The sequence below is a fragment of the Sulfurospirillum oryzae genome, assembly GCF_025770725.1.
GTDB classification, from domain to species: domain Bacteria; phylum Campylobacterota; class Campylobacteria; order Campylobacterales; family Sulfurospirillaceae; genus Sulfurospirillum; species Sulfurospirillum oryzae.
Genome location: NZ_JANZKZ010000002.1, coordinates 530,735 through 547,207 on the forward strand (window position 1 = coordinate 530,735; position 16,473 = coordinate 547,207).

The window sequence follows — 16,473 nt, forward strand, 5'->3', positions numbered from 1 at the left end:
GCATGGAAGCCAAAGAACTCCAAAAAGAGCTTGAAAAAGCAGAAATTGAAATCGAAGAGATGGCAATGCAACTGGCGGACATGCTAGGTGCGGCACTCTACTTTGCAGGCGTTAAAAAAGAAGATATACCCAAAGCAATTGATCTTTACCTCAAAGGGTTAGATGAAGTTTTTGAAGATGAAGATGAAGACAGTGAGATGGGCTTTGAAGAGGTTATCGAAGTCATTGAGTACATCAAAAACAAAAATCCAAAACTATTTCACAAATAAGTGTAGAGAAACGCTCTCTACACCCTCTTTTTTGCAATAAATGTTGCGAAATTTCCCCATTTAAAAATTGTTTCTATCGTGTCAAATCCAGCATTTCTAAGCATTTCTTTATTTTCGTCTTCGGTATAAGGAATCAAAACATTCTCTAAAGCTTCTCTTTTTTGTGCAATTTCAAAGTCACTGTAACCTTGCTGACGCTTGAAATCATAGTAAAGGTCTATCATCTGTTTGTTGAGTTCTTTATCTTCAAATACAATTTTTTCGCTAAAAACAAAAAAACCATTGGGTGCTAATGCTTCATAAATTTTTGACACAAACTCTGCACGTTGCAGTGGGCGGATAAACTGAAGCATATAATTGGCAATGATCGCATCTTGCAGGCTTAAATCCACTTGGGTAATATCAGCAGATATAAGCTCTATCTTCGCACCATACGCATGTACCTTCTGGCGGGCAAGATGCAGCATCGCTTCAGCATTATCGATCCCTAAAAGATGATAGCTTTTATTACTCATTTTGTGCAATGCTAAAAGAGTATTGGCGGTTGAGCAGCCAAGATCAACAATACGTGCGCCCTCTTTTACATGTAGACAAATTGTTTTACATGTAAGATCAATGACCTCTTTATAAAAAGGAATTGAACGCTCCAACATGTCATCAAAAACAACAGCAACATCCTCATCAAATTCAAATTGCTTGGTAATAGGTTTGGTAAATACTTTATCCATTACAATATGTTCCATTACTAAAAATATTCGCGATTATAACAAAATATTATTTACTATTAAGCATTCTGTGCCTATACTGTTAACAATTCTCATACAGGTCACTTCTATGAACAAACAACTGCAAGAGCTTACCGATCTGACCATTAAAGAAATACGAAATCTTGAGATCGTTTTACCCGAAATCTATCAAGATGTATTTTATAGCAAAGCAAAAGAGCTTGAAATCAATCTAGACGATATTGACAAAGAAGCGGCAATGCTTTACGCCCTTCAGAAAATTCAACTCATCCAAAATGAAACGGAACGTTCAGCCTCAGCACTCAAAGAGAATGTTGTCAATGCACGGATTGCGATTACCAATAAAGACAATATGGCACTTCAATTTATTGAAAACAATATGATTGAGCTTGAATCAAAAATTGCTTCTTTGCAAGAAGAACTTTACATCGATGAGCTGACACGTCTGTATAATCGAAGGTGGCTTTTTGAAAAGATTCTTAGGGATGATCACTTCCAAAACAATGGTCTTTTGGCATTTATTGACATCAATAAATTTAAAAACATCAATGATACTTTTGGACATATTATAGGAGATAAAGTCTTGCATGTGATCGGAAAAGTCTTGAAAAAAGTCAAAGATACCACAGCTGTACGCTTTGCAGGTGATGAGTTTTTAATGATTAGTGATCAACATGATGAAGATGAAATACATAAAATTTTACATACTGTTAATTATAACCTCAAAAAAACTCCTTTTAAACACAATCAAGAAATTTTTTATATTGATTTTTCATTTGGTGTTGCTTCGTTTAAAGCCAAAGACAATTTTAAAAGTGTCCTTGAAAATGCAGATATTAAGATGTACGACTATAAAAAATCACTGAGATAAACTTTACATGTAAAGAGATGTTTTCTTGCCTCTTTGATATCTTGTTCTATCTGTATTTTAAGATCCAAAAGTGTGTTAAACTTTTGATTGTCGCGTAAAAACTCTACAAAAAAGAGCTCAATGGCTCCTTGAATTTCGCTAATGGTTTCATCCAATATATGTGTTTCAACTGAAAATTGCCCATCGGTTGTATGACGTGTACCAATAAACGATACCGAGTTATAAATATGCTGTGCTATTTTTGTACGTGTAGCATAAACACCCTCACGAGGAATGAGATACTCTAAGACTTTGAGATTTAGTGTTGGAACAAGTTCTTTATTGCCAAGTCCCTGACCTGTAATGACATCGCCTGTAATGGCATATTCACGCCCTAAGAAACGATTTGCCTCGCTCAAGCGCCCTTCTTGTAAATAACTACGAATAACACTTGAATGAATTGAAACACCTTTATAGCTATACTCTTCAACAATGATCACTTCGCCATCAAAAAACTTTTGAAGATCATACGCATTGCAAGAACGATGCGCGCCAAAGAAGAAGTCATATCCGACAACGATTTTTTTGAGGTTGATAAACTCTTTTTTTAAGAGTTCAACAAATTCTGCACCACTGAGATGTTTGATTTTTAAAAAATGAAAAAACATACACGGATATCCGGCATATTCACTACGTTTAATCCCAGGGGTTAGGTTGGCTTGGTCTTTGTCAATAACAAAAAGCGCACCATTCTCACCTAAATGATTAATAAGTTGTCGATGTCCTACATGAATGCCATCAAAACTACCGATGGCTAATGCGTCAACACTCTCTTTTTTTAAAATAGTAGAACGTCTCAACATTCCCCTCTTTCCCTTTAATAAGCGATTCTCTTTTATCGACCAACTGCCAGCCAAGGCTTACGGTTTGCGCCTCAAACTGATGTTGTGCGCGAATAATAGCCGAGCCATCTTTAACGACACCTTTGGTTGTGCGTTTAACATCTTTTCCCACTTCAAATTGTGGCTTAAATAAAATAATAATGTCACGCTTTGCCAATCGATCAATAGATTCTAAAAGAGCACCAATCCCTATAAACGAAACATCGCAACTGACCATATCATAGGTTCGTTTTGGCTCAAAAAGTCGAATATCACTATTTTCATGTAAAATAATTCGAGAATCGACTTTTAGACTTGGGTGAAGCTGCTCATTTCCAACATCCACAGCCGTCACACTCTTGGCATTTTCCTCAAGCCATACCTGAACAAAACCACCCGTACTGCTCCCAATGTCTAGAATATCTGTGTCTTTTACATGTAACCCTAATTCATTAATAAAGCCACGAAGCTTAAGTCCCGCGCGACTCACATATTGAACAATTTTTGTCACTTCAACCGTATCGTTTTCACCGATCTCCACAGAGCTCTTACGCTCTACTTTGCCATTAAGCCAAACACTGCCCTCTTTAATAAGTTCTGCTGCCTTATTGCGACTTTGGGCGAACCCTTTTTCAAACACATAACTATCTAGTCTCATAAAATCATCTCGTTTAATTCACTTTCACTCAGTGTCTTTACACCCAGTTCTAAGGCTTTAGCTAACTTACTGCCTGCTTCTTCGCCATAAATGACAAAATCGGTCTTTTTAGAGACACTCCCACTCACTTTTGCGCCCAATTTTTCAAGCATCACTTTGATGTCATCACGTGGCTTACTCATAGAACCTGTTAACACTACCGTTTTACCTGTAAAAAGAGATTCGGTTATCTCTAGTTTTGAGGCGATGGGTTGAATAACTGCCATCAATTCATAGGTTTCGTGCTTATTGACATGGATAAACTCTATCAAGCTCTTCGCCATCTCTTCACCAAATCCCTCAAGCGCGATAATTTGCTCATAACTTGCTTCGAGCCACTCCAAGCCAAATGCTCGTGCAATCTTTTTAGCTGCCACTTCACCAATATGCTCAATCCCCAAAGCATTAATGAACTTCTCTAAGCTCACTCCTTTGCTCTGCTCAATCGCCTCTAAAAGATTTTGTGCTTTCTTCTCTTTAAAGCCTTCTAATTCGAGTAGTTGCTCTAATCGTAAGGCGTAGAGATCTTTTACATGTAAAACAAGTTTTTGCTCATAAAGTTGTTCAACGATTTTGTCGCCAAGACCATCGATATTGAGTGCTTTTTTAGATGCAAAGTGAATCATTGCCCCTAAAACCCTTGCATCGCAGGAGAGGTTTTGACATTTAATGAGTGCACCATCGTCCAAAAGCTCGCTATGACACACCGGACAATTTATCGGTCTTTGAACCACTCTTTCACTTCCATTACGACGATCTTCAAGCACTTTGATGATCTTAGGAATAACATCCCCACTACGGATGATAATGACGCTGTCCCCTATGCGAATATCTTTGCGCTCGATCTCATCAAAATTGTGTAGGGTCGCTCGCTCGACGATGACACCTTCAATGTTCACAGCTTCTACTTCCGCCACAGGTGTTACCACACCGGTACGTCCTACTTGAAGTGTAATGTCTTTCAGTTGTGTCACTTTCTCAATCGCGGGAAATTTAAACGCTACCATCCATTTAGGGTACTTTACAGTATAGCCTAGCTCTTCTTGCAAGTTTGCATCATCGACCTTAACAACCATGCCATCCATCATCATCTCAATCTCATCGCGCTTGGCTATGAGTTCTGCATAGAGGGTATGCACATCATCCACACTTTTGGTTACGACGATACGAGGTGGTTGTAAAAAGCCAAGACTGTAAACAAAGCTCATTTTTTGACTTAAAAAGCTCTGTGTGAGAGTATTTGCCCCAATACCCCACGGGTAAAACATCAGTTTTCGCTTCGCGGTAATGCTTGTATCAAGCTGTCTAAGGCTCCCTGCTGCGGCGTTGCGTGGGTTGGCAAACAGAGGCTCACCAAGACTTAAGCGCTCTTGGTTAAGCCTTTCAAAGTCTGCCTTTTTAATCACCACTTCACCACGAATTTCGATGGGCTCTTGATAGTTGATGCGTAAAGGAATGGAGCCAATGGTTTTAACATTTTCGGTCACATCTTCACCAATGCTTCCATCACCTCTCGTAATGGCTTGTTTGAGCACGCCATTTTCATAGATGAGATTGAGGCTGGCACCATCAAATTTTGGCTCACAGTAAAAAGTAAAATGCTCTTGAACTTTTTTAACACGCTCTATCCACGCATCAAGGTCATGTTCATCGAACACATCTTCCATACTCCACATACGTGCTTTGTGCTCCGCTTTGTTAAAACCTTCAAGCACCAAGCCCCCTACACGCTTGGTAGGGCTACTCTCATCTGCAAAAAGAGGATTTTCTTGCTCATACTTCAAGATTTCATGATAGAGCCTGTCATATTCTTCATCGCTTGCCACAGGTGCATCATCAACATAATACGCCTTTGCCCACGCATTGGCAAGATCAATTTTGGCTAAATATTCTTCGTAGCTCATGCGATATAACTGGTATAAATAAGTTTTAAAAGTGTCAGTCCAACCATAATTAAGAAAAACGTGCGGATAAACTTCACCTCTTTTTTAATGACCATATTAGAGCCCATATAAGCCCCTATAACTTGTCCTAGCCCCATCAGTAAACCTACCACAAATAGGACATTACCACTCCATAAAAAGACAGCTAAAGAGACTATATTGCTTGTAAAATTCATCACTTTTGTTTGTGCCGTTGCTTTTTTAAGATTAAAGCCTAGGAGTGTCACTAATGCTATTGTCCAAAAGGTACCTGTGCCTGGGCCAAAAAATCCATCATAAAAGCCAAGTCCGATACCAAAAATAAGAAAGAAGAGATGATGCCCAAGATAGGCATGACGGTCATTCTCACCCATTTTAGGCGATAAGAGTGTGTAGATAAAAATGCCCACAAGCATTGCAGGGATAATCTTTGCTAAAATACTTGCATCCATAAGTAAAATGGCATACGTTCCAAGTGCTGCACCAATAAACGTGTAGAGCACACCCACAAAGACCTCATGCCAAGAGATAAATCCTTTGCGAATAAAGTTAATTGAAGCCATCCCACTTCCAAATGTACCTTGAAGTTTATTGGTCGCAAGTGCGATATGCGGAGGCATACCAGAAGCTAAAAGTACAGGAATTGTGATAATCCCACCGCCTCCTGCAATAGCATCAATAAAGCCTGCAATAAGCCCCGTCAGAAGGAAAACAAGATAGTAATAAAATTCAAACTCCATCTTTTTTGATCTCCTTCTCTTCACGAATCACCGCTTCTATCTCTTCTGCGCTACGATCTTCTTGAGAGAGTTTTGGCTCTTCTTTGGTTGAGGTTGGAAGATCAGTTGGGACTAACTCTGTATCTTTTACATGTAAAGTATCTTCGCATTCTTCAGTAGCACTTTGAGATATTTCTTCCACACTTTCCTCAAGCGCCGTTTCTATACTCTCTGCTTTTTCTTCTAAAGTGGCTAGGGCTTCTGCATTGTTTTCAGCTTTAGCTTCTTCAAGTTTCACATAAATATCGAGTGCTTCTTTGGTGGCGGAAGCAACCTCATTGTACGTTCCCTCACGAATATGCCTCCAAATTTCACGTCTTACTAAGCTTAAAACATAGCGTCTATCGCCTCCAACAACGCGACCCAGTTCGTTACCTCCGCATGCGGGGCAGACAAAATAGGTAATTTTATGTTGCAAAGTCTCCTCAGAACGACAATTTTCATCATCGACCATTAGCATGCTTTGGCACTTAGGACAATAGCACCAAAGGCCTATAACATCGCCTTTTTTATACTTCCAGCGCCACAACACTTTAAACAAAATGAGTTCACGAAATTTGTAGTATTTTGGGCGCATCAGATAACGAGCTACAAAAGGAAATGCAATTAAAATAATACAAATTGCAATGGCACCGCTGTTGACAGCCCATTGTGGGATGGCATAAAGCTCGCTGATACGCGTTAAGAGGCTAAATATTTTTTCCAAAAAAGAGTCCTAAAGAGTTGTTTGATTAAGAGCGCAAAGGACACTAAGAGCTTGTACATGCGCTTTGACGTCATGAACACGCAAAATGGTTGCACCATGTTCATACGCCTTAAGATGAAGAGCGAGTGATCCAGGTAAACGCTCAACGATAGGTGTCGGAATGATTTTATCGATCATCGACTTTCGACTAGCACCCACAAGCAATGGATAACCAAAATGTAAAAAATGTTCATGGTGTTTCAGAAGTTGTAAGTTATGCGACAGAGACTTTCCAAATCCAATGCCAACATCAAGAATAATTTTATGAATTCCAAATTGACGCGCTTTTAAGATGCGTTCCTCAAAAAAAGCATCAACTTCCAAAATAACATTTTCATACTCTGGTTCATGTTGCATATTTGAAGGCTCGCCTTGCATGTGCATTAAAACAACCGTTGCATCATACTTTGCAGCCACACGTGCGACATCATCATTCGCAAGTGCTGTTATATCATTGACAATGCTAAAACCATGCGTGAGCGCATACTCTAAACACAAAGGCGAATAGCTATCGAGTGAAAAACGTGCTTTTTCAAAAAGTTTATGTTGGAAAATCAAATCAATGATAGGCTTCACGCGTTCTAACTCTTCAGCTTCACTCACGCCAAGACTTCCAGGGCGACTTGAAACGCCACCAAGGTCGATGATGCTAGCACCCTCTTCTATCATCGTTTCAATGTGCTTTAACGCATTCTCACCACTAAAGCGACTGCCTTGAAAAAAGCTGTCTTCGTTGGTGTTGATAATGCCCATTACAGCAAACTCATCTTTACATGTAAAGACAAATTCACCTAGCTTTTCTGCCAAAGATTTAAGTCCAAACGGTTGGGCTTTCTCTTTGCGTGCAAGCTCTTTAAGCTGTTTGTCACTTGCAATGAGCATCGCATCGACAAAAGGCATTTTACAGGTAATTGTCTCTTTCGGAACCGCCAGATCAGCCCCAATGGAAAGAGCATCTTGTTTCAAAATATTGGCAGCGGGTGTTTTAAGATCTTTAATATAAATAAAATTCAAATGCGCTTTTTGCTCTAAAATAGCACTACCTTCTTTGGTGACATGCAAAGATTCAAAAAGTGCTTTGACATCACTTGTTGAGGAGAGCTTATAGCATTTCATCGGTATTTCCTCATCATAATGGAAAGCAAAAGTGAGGTTAAGATATTTTGTGCTCTGGAATTGAGTTCGACCAAATGCAAGAGTTTCGCAAAATGCTCCAGCTCTTTTTCACTAAAGCGCAAATGATGCTCATTAACCGCCTCAAAAACAATCGCTTGCACTAACTCTTTCAAAAAGCCTTTTTCAGCACTTTGGTGTTTTTGGATAAAAGGGTAAATATCCCCAAGATCAAGCTTGGCAAGGTTGAGTCCACTGTGAAGTACTTCATGTTCAACAATCAACTCTTTTTGAAGTAAACGTGAACGAATGGTCGGCAGAAAAGCGGTTTTAGAAGGGGCAACCACAATAAAAACAATATGACGAGGTGGCTCTTCAAGAATTTTCAAAAGAGCATTTTGCGCCTCAACGCGATACCCTTTTGCTACTAAAATCAAGTATTTATTAGACGCTTCAGCAATATACGCCTCTTTGATAACCTCTTTGGCATCATCGATCAAAAATTCATCTTTAACATACATAAGATGACGCTCTTTGGCGTATTGCTCTTGCAGACTCTCTTTAGCTTTCTCCACATTTTTACAAATTAAAATATGGCTAAAAACCCCTTCATCACTCGTTTTCAAAGGTAACCTCAGCAAAAAGCACGGCATCGATACTTTTATCAAGAAGTCTAAAAAGCTGAATTAATTTAATATCTAAACTATCGTCATCACTTAAGAGATAAAAGCTGTTTTGGACATGTTCGTCCATAATCCATAAAAAACTATCGTCTTTACGCTTTGCTATTTGCATTTTAATATCGCTGTTTTTACCTACATAAAAGAACGTATAGCCACTTGGGAATGCTTGAGAAAGCATGTTTTCCAGGAGTTCTATATCTTCTTTTGTTTTCACTTGGTATAAGTTTGGATAGAGCGTTTGCAACGCAATAAAAGGCAAAAGCGGTCTATTTTTATGATGATTATTGATGGCTCTAAGCATATAATGACAAAACCATGCCCTATCATCATCGGTAATCACAATAAACGTATGTCCATCAAGAAGATTTTTGAGCATGGAAGCAGCAAGAGGAACCCACTCGAACCTCTTCTCTTCCATCCAACTCATCATAGAACCGTCTTTGCGGATCTCTTCAAGTGTCCATTTTAGAAATTGTTGCATCTATTATTTATCCAATTGGTATGCGCTGTGCAATGCTCTAACAGCAAGCTCGCCATATTTTGCTTGAATAACCATCGAGATTTTGATCTCACTTGTGCTGATCATCTCAATGTTAATACCCTCTTTTGCCATTGTATCAAACGCTTTACACGCTACACCACTGTGTGATTTCATACCCACACCCACAACAGAAACTTTCACGATGTCACTATCGTACTCCATAACGTCACTTGCTCTTAGCTCACTCATCGCAGCTTTGGTCATTTCAAGCTCATTTTGAGGTACGGTAAAACCAAGATTTGTTGTGCCATCGTGTCCAACATTTTGAATAATCATATCAACGTTAACGTTACAATCAGCAAGCTTTTTGAAAATCTCAGCCGCAATGCCAGGTTTATCTGTAACACCACGAAGAGTGACTCTTGCTTGATTTTTATCGAGTGCAATACCGCTAACTAATGGTTGTTCCATAATATTATCTTCCTTTGTAATAAGTGTTCCTTCGTTGTTGTTAAAACTGCTACGCGTGACAAGGTTAACATTGAGTTTCTTCGCCATCTCAACAGAGCGGCTTTGAAGTACTTTTGCACCAAGGCTTGCAAGTTCTAACATCTCATCATAGCTGATTTTCTCAAGTTTTTTAGCTTTTGGCTCAATGCGAGGGTCGGTGGTATAAACACCATCAACATCGGTGTAAATTTCACATAGATCTGCTTGTAATGCGCCAGCAATGGCTACCGCAGATAAATCACTACCGCCACGTCCAAGCGTTGAGACTTCGCCATTCTCCGTTACACCTTGAAAACCTGCGACAACAATAATTTTGCCCGCTTTGAGCTCTTCTTTCATATCGGTTGTATCAATATGCTCAATGCGAGCTTTCGTATGAACATTATCGGTGACAATACCCGCACGACGTCCACTCATAGAAACAGCAGCATACCCCTGCGCTTCAAGCGCAATGGCTAAAAGCGCACTGGTCACACGCTCGCCTGAACTTAACAACATATCCACTTCGCGGTTATTGGGCGTTTTGCTAAAATGGGCTGCAAAATCTAAAAGTTTATTGGTCTCTCCACTCATCGCTGAAACAACGACAACAAGATCGTGTCCCTCTTTTTTGCTCTCAATGACTCTCTTGGCAACGGCTTCAATGCGCTCAACATTGCCAACACTCGTTCCTCCGTATTTTTGAACGATCAACATCTTAAAGGTACCCTTCTTTTTTGAAATATTCTAACACCTGCTTATACACTGGGCGCTTGAAATAGGTAATAAACTCAAACACCTCTTCTAAACTGACAAATTTAAAATCGCAAAACTCTGGTTCTTTCGTTGCAAGATTGATCTTCGCATCTTTTTTAAGTCTTACTAAAAAATATTTTTGGCTCTGTCCATCAAAAGGGTACATCTTCTGAGCGATTTTTTGAGGAAAGTCATATTGCAACCATTCAGGATACTCTGCTATAATCTCAACATCACCCGTACCAATCTCTTCTTCAAGTTCACGGTAAAGCGCCTCTCTTGGAGTTTCACCTTCATCAATTCCGCCTTGAGGAAATTGCCATACATCCACAATATCAGAACGACTGGCAATAAAAAGTTGGCATTGAAAAGGGTACTTAGCAGAGACAATCACGGCAGCAACATTGGGTCTGTATCGTTTTGGTGATTCCATAATTGCGCATTACCTCTATATTTTTGTTAAAATAGTATCTAAAAAGTCATTAAACTTGCTTGATACAAGGAAATAAGTGTTAGCCTACCTTCATATCCCCTTTTGCGATAGCAAATGCCACTACTGCGCCTTTAACTCCTATGAGAACAAGGGAACACTCAAGCAAAACTATATGCACCACATTACCACACAACTTCGTTTTGAGCTTGAAAAGTTTAATGCCCAAAAAGAGAGTATTACCTCGCTTTTTATCGGTGGAGGCACGCCTTCAACCATTTCTGCTTCGTGGTATGAGCCATTTTTTGAGATGATAGTGCCTTATTTAAGTCCTGATGCAGAAGTCACTTCAGAAGCCAATCCTCACTCTGCGACCAAAGAGTGGTTACAAACGATGAAAGCACTAGGTGTCAATCGTCTGAGCTTTGGAGTGCAAAGTTTTAACGCAGAAAAACTCACATTTTTGGGGCGTAACCATACACCCAAAATTGCACTTCATGCCATCGAAAATGCAGCCAATAGTGGCATTCAAAACATCTCACTTGATCTTATCTATGGTACAACACTTGATACGCCATCTCTTTTAGCAGAAGATCTCAAAATCGCGCAATCATTGCCGCTTAATCATCTCAGCGCTTATGCGCTTACGCTTGAAGAGGATACCCCTTTTTACAAAAGAAACGATGTCGCTAATGGCTCTGAGGAGCTTGCAAAACATTTTGTACAAGAGATCATTCAAGCAGGTTTCCCCCAATATGAAATTTCTAATTTTGGAACATACCAAAGTGCTCACAATAAAGGGTATTGGCAACATCAAGACTATCTAGGCGTTGGGGCTGGGGCTGTTGGATTTTTAAAAAACAGACGTTTTTATCCGAGCAAAGACATTGAAACATACATCAAAAATCCTCTTTTACAAGAGGTTGAAGCATTAAGCCTGGATGATTTACATGTAGAAAAACTTTTCTTAGGACTTCGAAGCATTATTGGTGTTTCGTTAGACGAATTTAGTCCAAAAGAGATGAAGAGAATTAATCTTTTAGTGGAAGAAAACAAGCTTACATGTAAAGATAATCGCGTCTTTAACAATGACTATTTTTTAAGTGATGAAATAGCCCTCTTTATCACTCACTAAGGTTCTCTTCCAACGCCACTTGCAGAAGTGCTTTTGCCGCTTCACGTCCTTCATTGACAATATGTTTGACTTGAAGTGCTTTAAGCAATTTTTTCTCATCATAATCACTTGCCTTTGCAACGATTTTGATCGGTGCATCAAACGATTTTAATACTTCACATAGAAGGATTAATTTTTTTTCGTTATTGATAGCAATAATAACCGCTTTGGCATCTTCTACAAAAGCATTTTGAAGAATACTTTTCTCAGCGGCATTTCCAAAATAAACAGGTTCACCCCTACTTTGTCCTAACTTCACAAGCGTTATATCATGCTCTAAAACCAAGTAATTGACATTCATTTTTTTAAGACGATAAACAATCTCTTGCCCCAATTTTCCATAACCACATACGATAATATGATCTTTAATCCCTGAAGAATGAATCATAAAGTCACCATTATTTGGCTCTTTGGTAATGGAGTTGACGATTTTTTTCATATTTTTCAAAATAAAAGGCGTCATGATCATTGATAAAACAACCGTTACAATGAGAATTTGAGATGTTTTGGTGCTTATGAGATGCGATGAACTTGTAAGCGCTAAGATCGCTAGCGAAAATTCACCACCTTGGCAGAGAGCCAATCCTGTCTTAAGCGCAATTCTTCCACCCACAGAAAAGAATAAAATCGCAAAAACAACCAACGTTTTAAATGCCATCATGACACCCAAAAAGAGTAAAATTGTGCCATAATTTTGTGCGATTAAAGTAAGATCGATCTGCATACCAACCGTAATAAAAAAAAGACCCAATAAAAGGTCGCGAAAAGGTACAAGGTCGGCTTCAATCTGGTGCTTATACTGCGTTTCAGACATCATCATTCCCGCCAAAAATGCACCCAATGAGTACGAAAATCCTAAAGAATGTGCTAAAAATGAGGCACCCACAACCAGTAATAAAACCGAAGCAATAAAAATTTCTTGGGTATCTGCCCAAACAACCAGCGATAAAAAACGATTGAGCAAATACTTTCCGACTAAAAACATCAACCCTAAAATGATAACAACACTGTAAAACGTTTCTAAAAGAAGGGCTGAAAGCGAACTGGTTTGATTGGAAAATATGTTGATCATCAAAAGAATAGGAATTACCGCAATATCCTGAAAAAGAAGAATGCCCAGAGCCTTACGTCCATAAACGGTGTGAATCGTTCCGCTATCGTTTAGAATTTTTAAAACAATCGCTGTCGAAGAGAGCGCAAGGGCATAACCAATGATGATGGCACTTTTCTTTTCAATTCCAAAGAAATACTCAGCACCTAAGGCAATGACACCTCCAACCAAAGAGACTTGCAACAAACCATAAAAGAAAACATCTTTTTTCATGCCCAAAAGATGTTTTATTGAAAATTCAAGTCCAATCGTAAACATTAAAAAAACAATACCAAACTCGGCAATATGCGTTAAAGATTCATTATTACGACCCAAATTGTACATGTAAGCAATGGCAAATCCTGTGATGATATACCCAATAATCGTTGGTATATTAAAACGCTTCAACAAAATGTTAAAGAGAGTTGCTATGGCAGTTGCACTCAAAATGATCGCTAATAAATTATCCACACTTACTCCCCAAATAAAATGATTTCGTAACTATTTTTATGTTTAACCAAAGGATTTTTGGTTTGTGTACTTTTTTTAGAAAGACCACTTAATTCTGAACGTAAACTCTCGACCAATACTTCAAAATCATCGATTTTCTCTTTGAGTTGCATAATAATATCAACACCAGCAAGATTGACACCAAGATCGCGCGTGAGTCGTTGAATCATTTTAATCTTATCAATATCACGTTGCGAATAAAGCCTCATTTTGCCATCAGTACGTGATGGTAACACCAACCCTTCTCTCTCATATTGACGAAGCGTTTGAGGATGGATGGTTAACACTTTGGCAACAACACTAATCAAATAAACTGGTTCTTCATACCCATGATGCATGGCATACTCCTCGTAAGCTTAATTTGGTAAATTTGCTTCCATCATTGTCTTCAAAGCGCTATCCAATGAAGCAATGGGTGGAAGAACGATGTTGGCCACTAAGTACAAATCACCCTTATTTTGGTTTTTTCGATTCAGCGCACCATACTCTTTAACTCTAAATTTTTGTCCATTTTTTGTATCTTCTTTGACTTTGAGCGTGATCTCTTTATAGAGTGTATCCACTGCGATTTTGCCACCAAACAGCGCCGTTTTAAGAGGAATGTCTATGGTTTTAATCAAATCATCGCCTTCTCTGGTATACTCAGGACTTGATGCCACTTCAACACTTAAGATCAGATCGCCTTTTTGACCTTGAAATGACTTTCCTTTATCTTTAACACGCATCTTTTCGCCATTTTTAATGCCCGCTGGAATCTTTACATCAAAGCTTTCGTTATTGTAGGAGAGAGAGTGTTTTCCTCCTAAAATAGCCACATTAAAAGGAATAATAATTTTAGCACTTACATCTAAGTCAGGCTCACTAAAGCCTCCAAATCCACCACCGCCAAAACCGCCTCCGCTGAAGCCTCCAAATCCACCGCTTCGTCCACCGCCGCTAAAGCCGCCGAAACCGCCTCCGCCACCAAAGATGCTACGCAAGATGTCATCTAAATTAGCACCCCCTTGAGCATTTGCAAAATCATGGAAATTTTGTCCACCGAACATGTTGTCACCGTATTGATCATACTGACGACGTTTCTGTTCATCACTTAAAATCTCATAAGCGGCGTTAATCTCTTTAAATTTTTCCTCAGCACCGGCATCTTTGTTAATGTCAGGATGATATTTGCGAGCTAAACGTCGATAAGCTTTCTTAATCTCTTCTGCACTCGCGTCTTGAGAGACGTCTAATGTCTCATATAAACTCTTACTCATGACTTCTAACCTTGTATAAATATTTATAGTGATTATAACACAAAAGTTTAGTCTAGGTCAATCAACTTGACTGCCTATTTTCTTAATATTTACTTTATATTTACCTCTCTCCCTTATAATTTCATCTAAGGAAACTATTAAGGAGTTTAACCATGAAAAAAATCGTTTTTTTATCACTCATTGCATCCCTCGCTCTTTTTGGAGCAACCATAGAAATTGCTCAAATGCCCAAAGATTCACAGCACGTTGACGCCACCTCCCCCAATGTTGTCCTCTCTTACAATAACGCTATTAAAGAGATAAAAAAGAGTGTTGTAAACATTGCAACCACTAAAAAAAGTAAACAAAATGATCAACTCAATGAGCTTATGCAAAATCCGTTCTTTAAAGAGTTTTTTGGAAACAAAATACCTGAATTAAAGCAGCAAGAACGTAAATCTCACTCACTAGGTTCTGGTGTTATCATCTCAGCTAATGGCTACATCGTAACCAATTACCATGTGGTTGAAGGTGCTGATGAAATTGTCATTACACTTCCTAATGATGAGAAAGAGTATAAAGCTAAAGTGATTGGCGAGGATTCTAAAACGGATCTTGCTGTTGTCAAAATTGAAGCAAAAGATTTGCAAGTGGCTAAATTTGGCGACTCATCAAATCTGCTTGAAGGTGATGTTGTTTTTGCTATCGGTAACCCTTTTGGCGTAGGCGAGACGATAACACACGGTATTATCTCTGCGCTTAATAAAAATAATGTCGGACTCAATCAATACGAAAATTTCATTCAAACCGATGCCTCTATCAACCCTGGAAATTCAGGAGGTGCGCTTGTTGATAGTAGAGGCGCACTCATTGGTATTAACAGTGCTATTCTCTCCAAAGGCGGTGGCAACAATGGAATTGGCTTTGCAATTCCTTCCAATATGGTTCAAAAAATTGCTACCTCGCTCATTGAAACCGGTAAAATTGAGAGAGGATTTATGGGTGTGTCCATTTCTGACCTTACCAATGACCTTAAAGAGCTTTATGAGAATAAACAAGGTGCGCTTATCTTGATGATTGAGAAAAATTCTCCCGCTGAAAAAGGTGGATTGCAGGTATCTGATCTTATTCTCGAAGTTGATGGTGTCAAGATTAAAAACTCAAATGAGCTTAAAAATACAGTAGCTGCTATTGCGCCAGATAAAACGATTACCATTACTTACGAACGTGATAAAAAAGTGAAAAGTACTAAAATTAAACTTGCAAAAATGGACGCTGAAAAAGCGACAAGTGATATCGAGGGAAAAACCAGTACAAGCCCTATTGAAGGGTTGAGTCTTTTAGAAATTAATGATAAAACAAGAGCTCAGTACCAAATTCCAAAAGAGATTGAGGGTATACTTATTTTAGATGTCAAAGAAGATTCAAAAGCTGAAAAAATGGGCTTTAGAGAGGGTGATATTATTATTCAAGTGGAACAAGTGCGCATTACTTCATTGAAAGATTTGAATAATGCACTCAAAGAGTATAAAAGTAGTAAAAAGCGTGTCATCATTAATCGCCAAAACTATCGTGCTATCCTTGTCATGCCCTAATATTTAGGAGGCAAACGCCTCCTAAATA

The 16,473-nt window shown here is 38.8% G+C and carries 18 protein-coding genes; 4 read left to right on the forward strand and 14 right to left on the reverse strand.

Going from position 1 to position 16,473, the window contains the following annotated elements:
* Positions 1-2: 2 nt before the first annotated feature.
* A complete protein-coding gene (locus N0B29_RS07165) occupies positions 3-269 on the forward strand; it encodes a hypothetical protein (protein ID WP_263833018.1) in 267 nt (88 codons plus the stop codon).
* A 17-nt stretch (positions 270-286) separates the two neighbouring features.
* Here N0B29_RS07165 and cmoA read toward each other — a convergent pair whose 3' ends face one another.
* Positions 287-997: a carboxy-S-adenosyl-L-methionine synthase CmoA gene (cmoA, locus tag N0B29_RS07170; protein WP_263833019.1), complete on the reverse strand. Its 711-nt coding sequence runs from the start codon at positions 995-997 to the stop codon at positions 287-289.
* Positions 998-1,103: 106 nt separating this feature from the next.
* Between cmoA and N0B29_RS07175 the strand changes: the two genes are divergently transcribed.
* On the forward strand, positions 1,104-1,886 hold the full coding sequence (locus N0B29_RS07175) for a GGDEF domain-containing protein (protein ID WP_263833020.1): 783 nt from the start codon (positions 1,104-1,106) through the stop codon (positions 1,884-1,886).
* On the opposite strand, the gene N0B29_RS07180 is transcribed toward N0B29_RS07175, so the two are convergent.
* Genes N0B29_RS07180 through N0B29_RS07225 form a run of 10 tightly spaced genes read right to left on the reverse strand, consistent with a single transcriptional unit; the run spans position 1,865 to position 10,844 of the window.
* Positions 1,865-2,728 carry a bifunctional riboflavin kinase/FAD synthetase gene (locus N0B29_RS07180; RefSeq protein ID WP_263833021.1) on the reverse strand — a complete coding sequence of 288 codons (864 nt, stop codon included), beginning with the start codon at positions 2,726-2,728 and terminating at the stop codon, positions 1,865-1,867. The two genes, N0B29_RS07175 and N0B29_RS07180, sit on opposite strands and share 22 nt — an antisense overlap.
* Positions 2,688-3,404, reverse strand: coding sequence for a 23S rRNA (cytidine-2'-O)-methyltransferase TlyA (gene tlyA, locus N0B29_RS07185; RefSeq protein WP_263833022.1), 717 nt, complete (start codon positions 3,402-3,404; stop codon positions 2,688-2,690). Before tlyA ends, N0B29_RS07180 begins: the two co-directional genes overlap by 41 nt.
* Positions 3,401-5,347: an NAD-dependent DNA ligase LigA gene (ligA, locus tag N0B29_RS07190; protein WP_263833023.1), complete on the reverse strand. Its 1,947-nt coding sequence runs from the start codon at positions 5,345-5,347 to the stop codon at positions 3,401-3,403. Before ligA ends, tlyA begins: the two co-directional genes overlap by 4 nt.
* Entirely contained in the window at positions 5,344-6,105 is a 762-nt protein-coding gene (locus N0B29_RS07195; RefSeq protein ID WP_263833024.1) for a TSUP family transporter, read from the reverse strand. The genes ligA and N0B29_RS07195 overlap by 4 nt, the downstream gene beginning before the upstream one ends.
* Positions 6,095-6,850, reverse strand: coding sequence for a hypothetical protein (locus N0B29_RS07200; protein ID WP_263833025.1), 756 nt, complete (start codon positions 6,848-6,850; stop codon positions 6,095-6,097). Before N0B29_RS07200 ends, N0B29_RS07195 begins: the two co-directional genes overlap by 11 nt.
* Positions 6,851-6,859: 9 nt before the next feature.
* Positions 6,860-8,005, reverse strand: coding sequence for a dihydropteroate synthase (folP, locus tag N0B29_RS07205; protein WP_263833026.1), 1,146 nt, complete (start codon positions 8,003-8,005; stop codon positions 6,860-6,862).
* Positions 8,002-8,628 carry a DNA polymerase III subunit delta' gene (locus tag N0B29_RS07210; RefSeq protein ID WP_263833027.1) on the reverse strand — a complete coding sequence of 209 codons (627 nt, stop codon included), beginning with the start codon at positions 8,626-8,628 and terminating at the stop codon, positions 8,002-8,004. The genes folP and N0B29_RS07210 overlap by 4 nt, the downstream gene beginning before the upstream one ends.
* Entirely contained in the window at positions 8,615-9,166 is a 552-nt protein-coding gene (locus N0B29_RS07215; RefSeq protein WP_263833028.1) for a HobA family DNA replication regulator, read from the reverse strand. The genes N0B29_RS07210 and N0B29_RS07215 overlap by 14 nt, the downstream gene beginning before the upstream one ends.
* A 3-nt stretch (positions 9,167-9,169) precedes the next feature.
* Positions 9,170-10,372 carry an aspartate kinase gene (locus tag N0B29_RS07220; RefSeq protein WP_263833029.1) on the reverse strand — a complete coding sequence of 401 codons (1,203 nt, stop codon included), beginning with the start codon at positions 10,370-10,372 and terminating at the stop codon, positions 9,170-9,172.
* Position 10,373: 1 nt separating this feature from the next.
* Positions 10,374-10,844, reverse strand: coding sequence for an RNA pyrophosphohydrolase (locus N0B29_RS07225; protein ID WP_263833030.1), 471 nt, complete (start codon positions 10,842-10,844; stop codon positions 10,374-10,376).
* Positions 10,845-10,920: 76 nt separating this feature from the next.
* Here N0B29_RS07225 and hemW point away from each other — a divergent pair, with 76 nt between their 5' ends.
* Complete coding sequence (gene hemW / locus N0B29_RS07230; RefSeq protein WP_263833031.1) at positions 10,921-11,976, forward strand: radical SAM family heme chaperone HemW; 1,056 nt, start codon at positions 10,921-10,923, stop codon at positions 11,974-11,976.
* On the opposite strand, the gene N0B29_RS07235 is transcribed toward hemW, so the two are convergent.
* From N0B29_RS07235 to N0B29_RS07245, 3 genes are read right to left on the reverse strand one after another with little or no spacing between them, the layout of a single operon-like run.
* A complete protein-coding gene (locus tag N0B29_RS07235; protein WP_263833032.1) occupies positions 11,966-13,576 on the reverse strand; it encodes a cation:proton antiporter in 1,611 nt (536 codons plus the stop codon). The two genes, hemW and N0B29_RS07235, sit on opposite strands and share 11 nt — an antisense overlap.
* Positions 13,577-13,578: 2 nt before the next feature.
* Entirely contained in the window at positions 13,579-13,953 is a 375-nt protein-coding gene (locus tag N0B29_RS07240) for a heat shock protein transcriptional repressor HspR (protein ID WP_263833033.1), read from the reverse strand.
* 18 nt (positions 13,954-13,971) lie between these two features.
* Complete coding sequence (locus tag N0B29_RS07245; RefSeq protein ID WP_263833034.1) at positions 13,972-14,871, reverse strand: DnaJ C-terminal domain-containing protein; 900 nt, start codon at positions 14,869-14,871, stop codon at positions 13,972-13,974.
* A gap of 152 nt (positions 14,872-15,023) precedes the next feature.
* Here N0B29_RS07245 and N0B29_RS07250 point away from each other — a divergent pair, with 152 nt between their 5' ends.
* Complete coding sequence (locus N0B29_RS07250) at positions 15,024-16,445, forward strand: Do family serine endopeptidase (protein WP_263833035.1); 1,422 nt, start codon at positions 15,024-15,026, stop codon at positions 16,443-16,445.
* Positions 16,446-16,473: the final 28 nt, after the last annotated feature.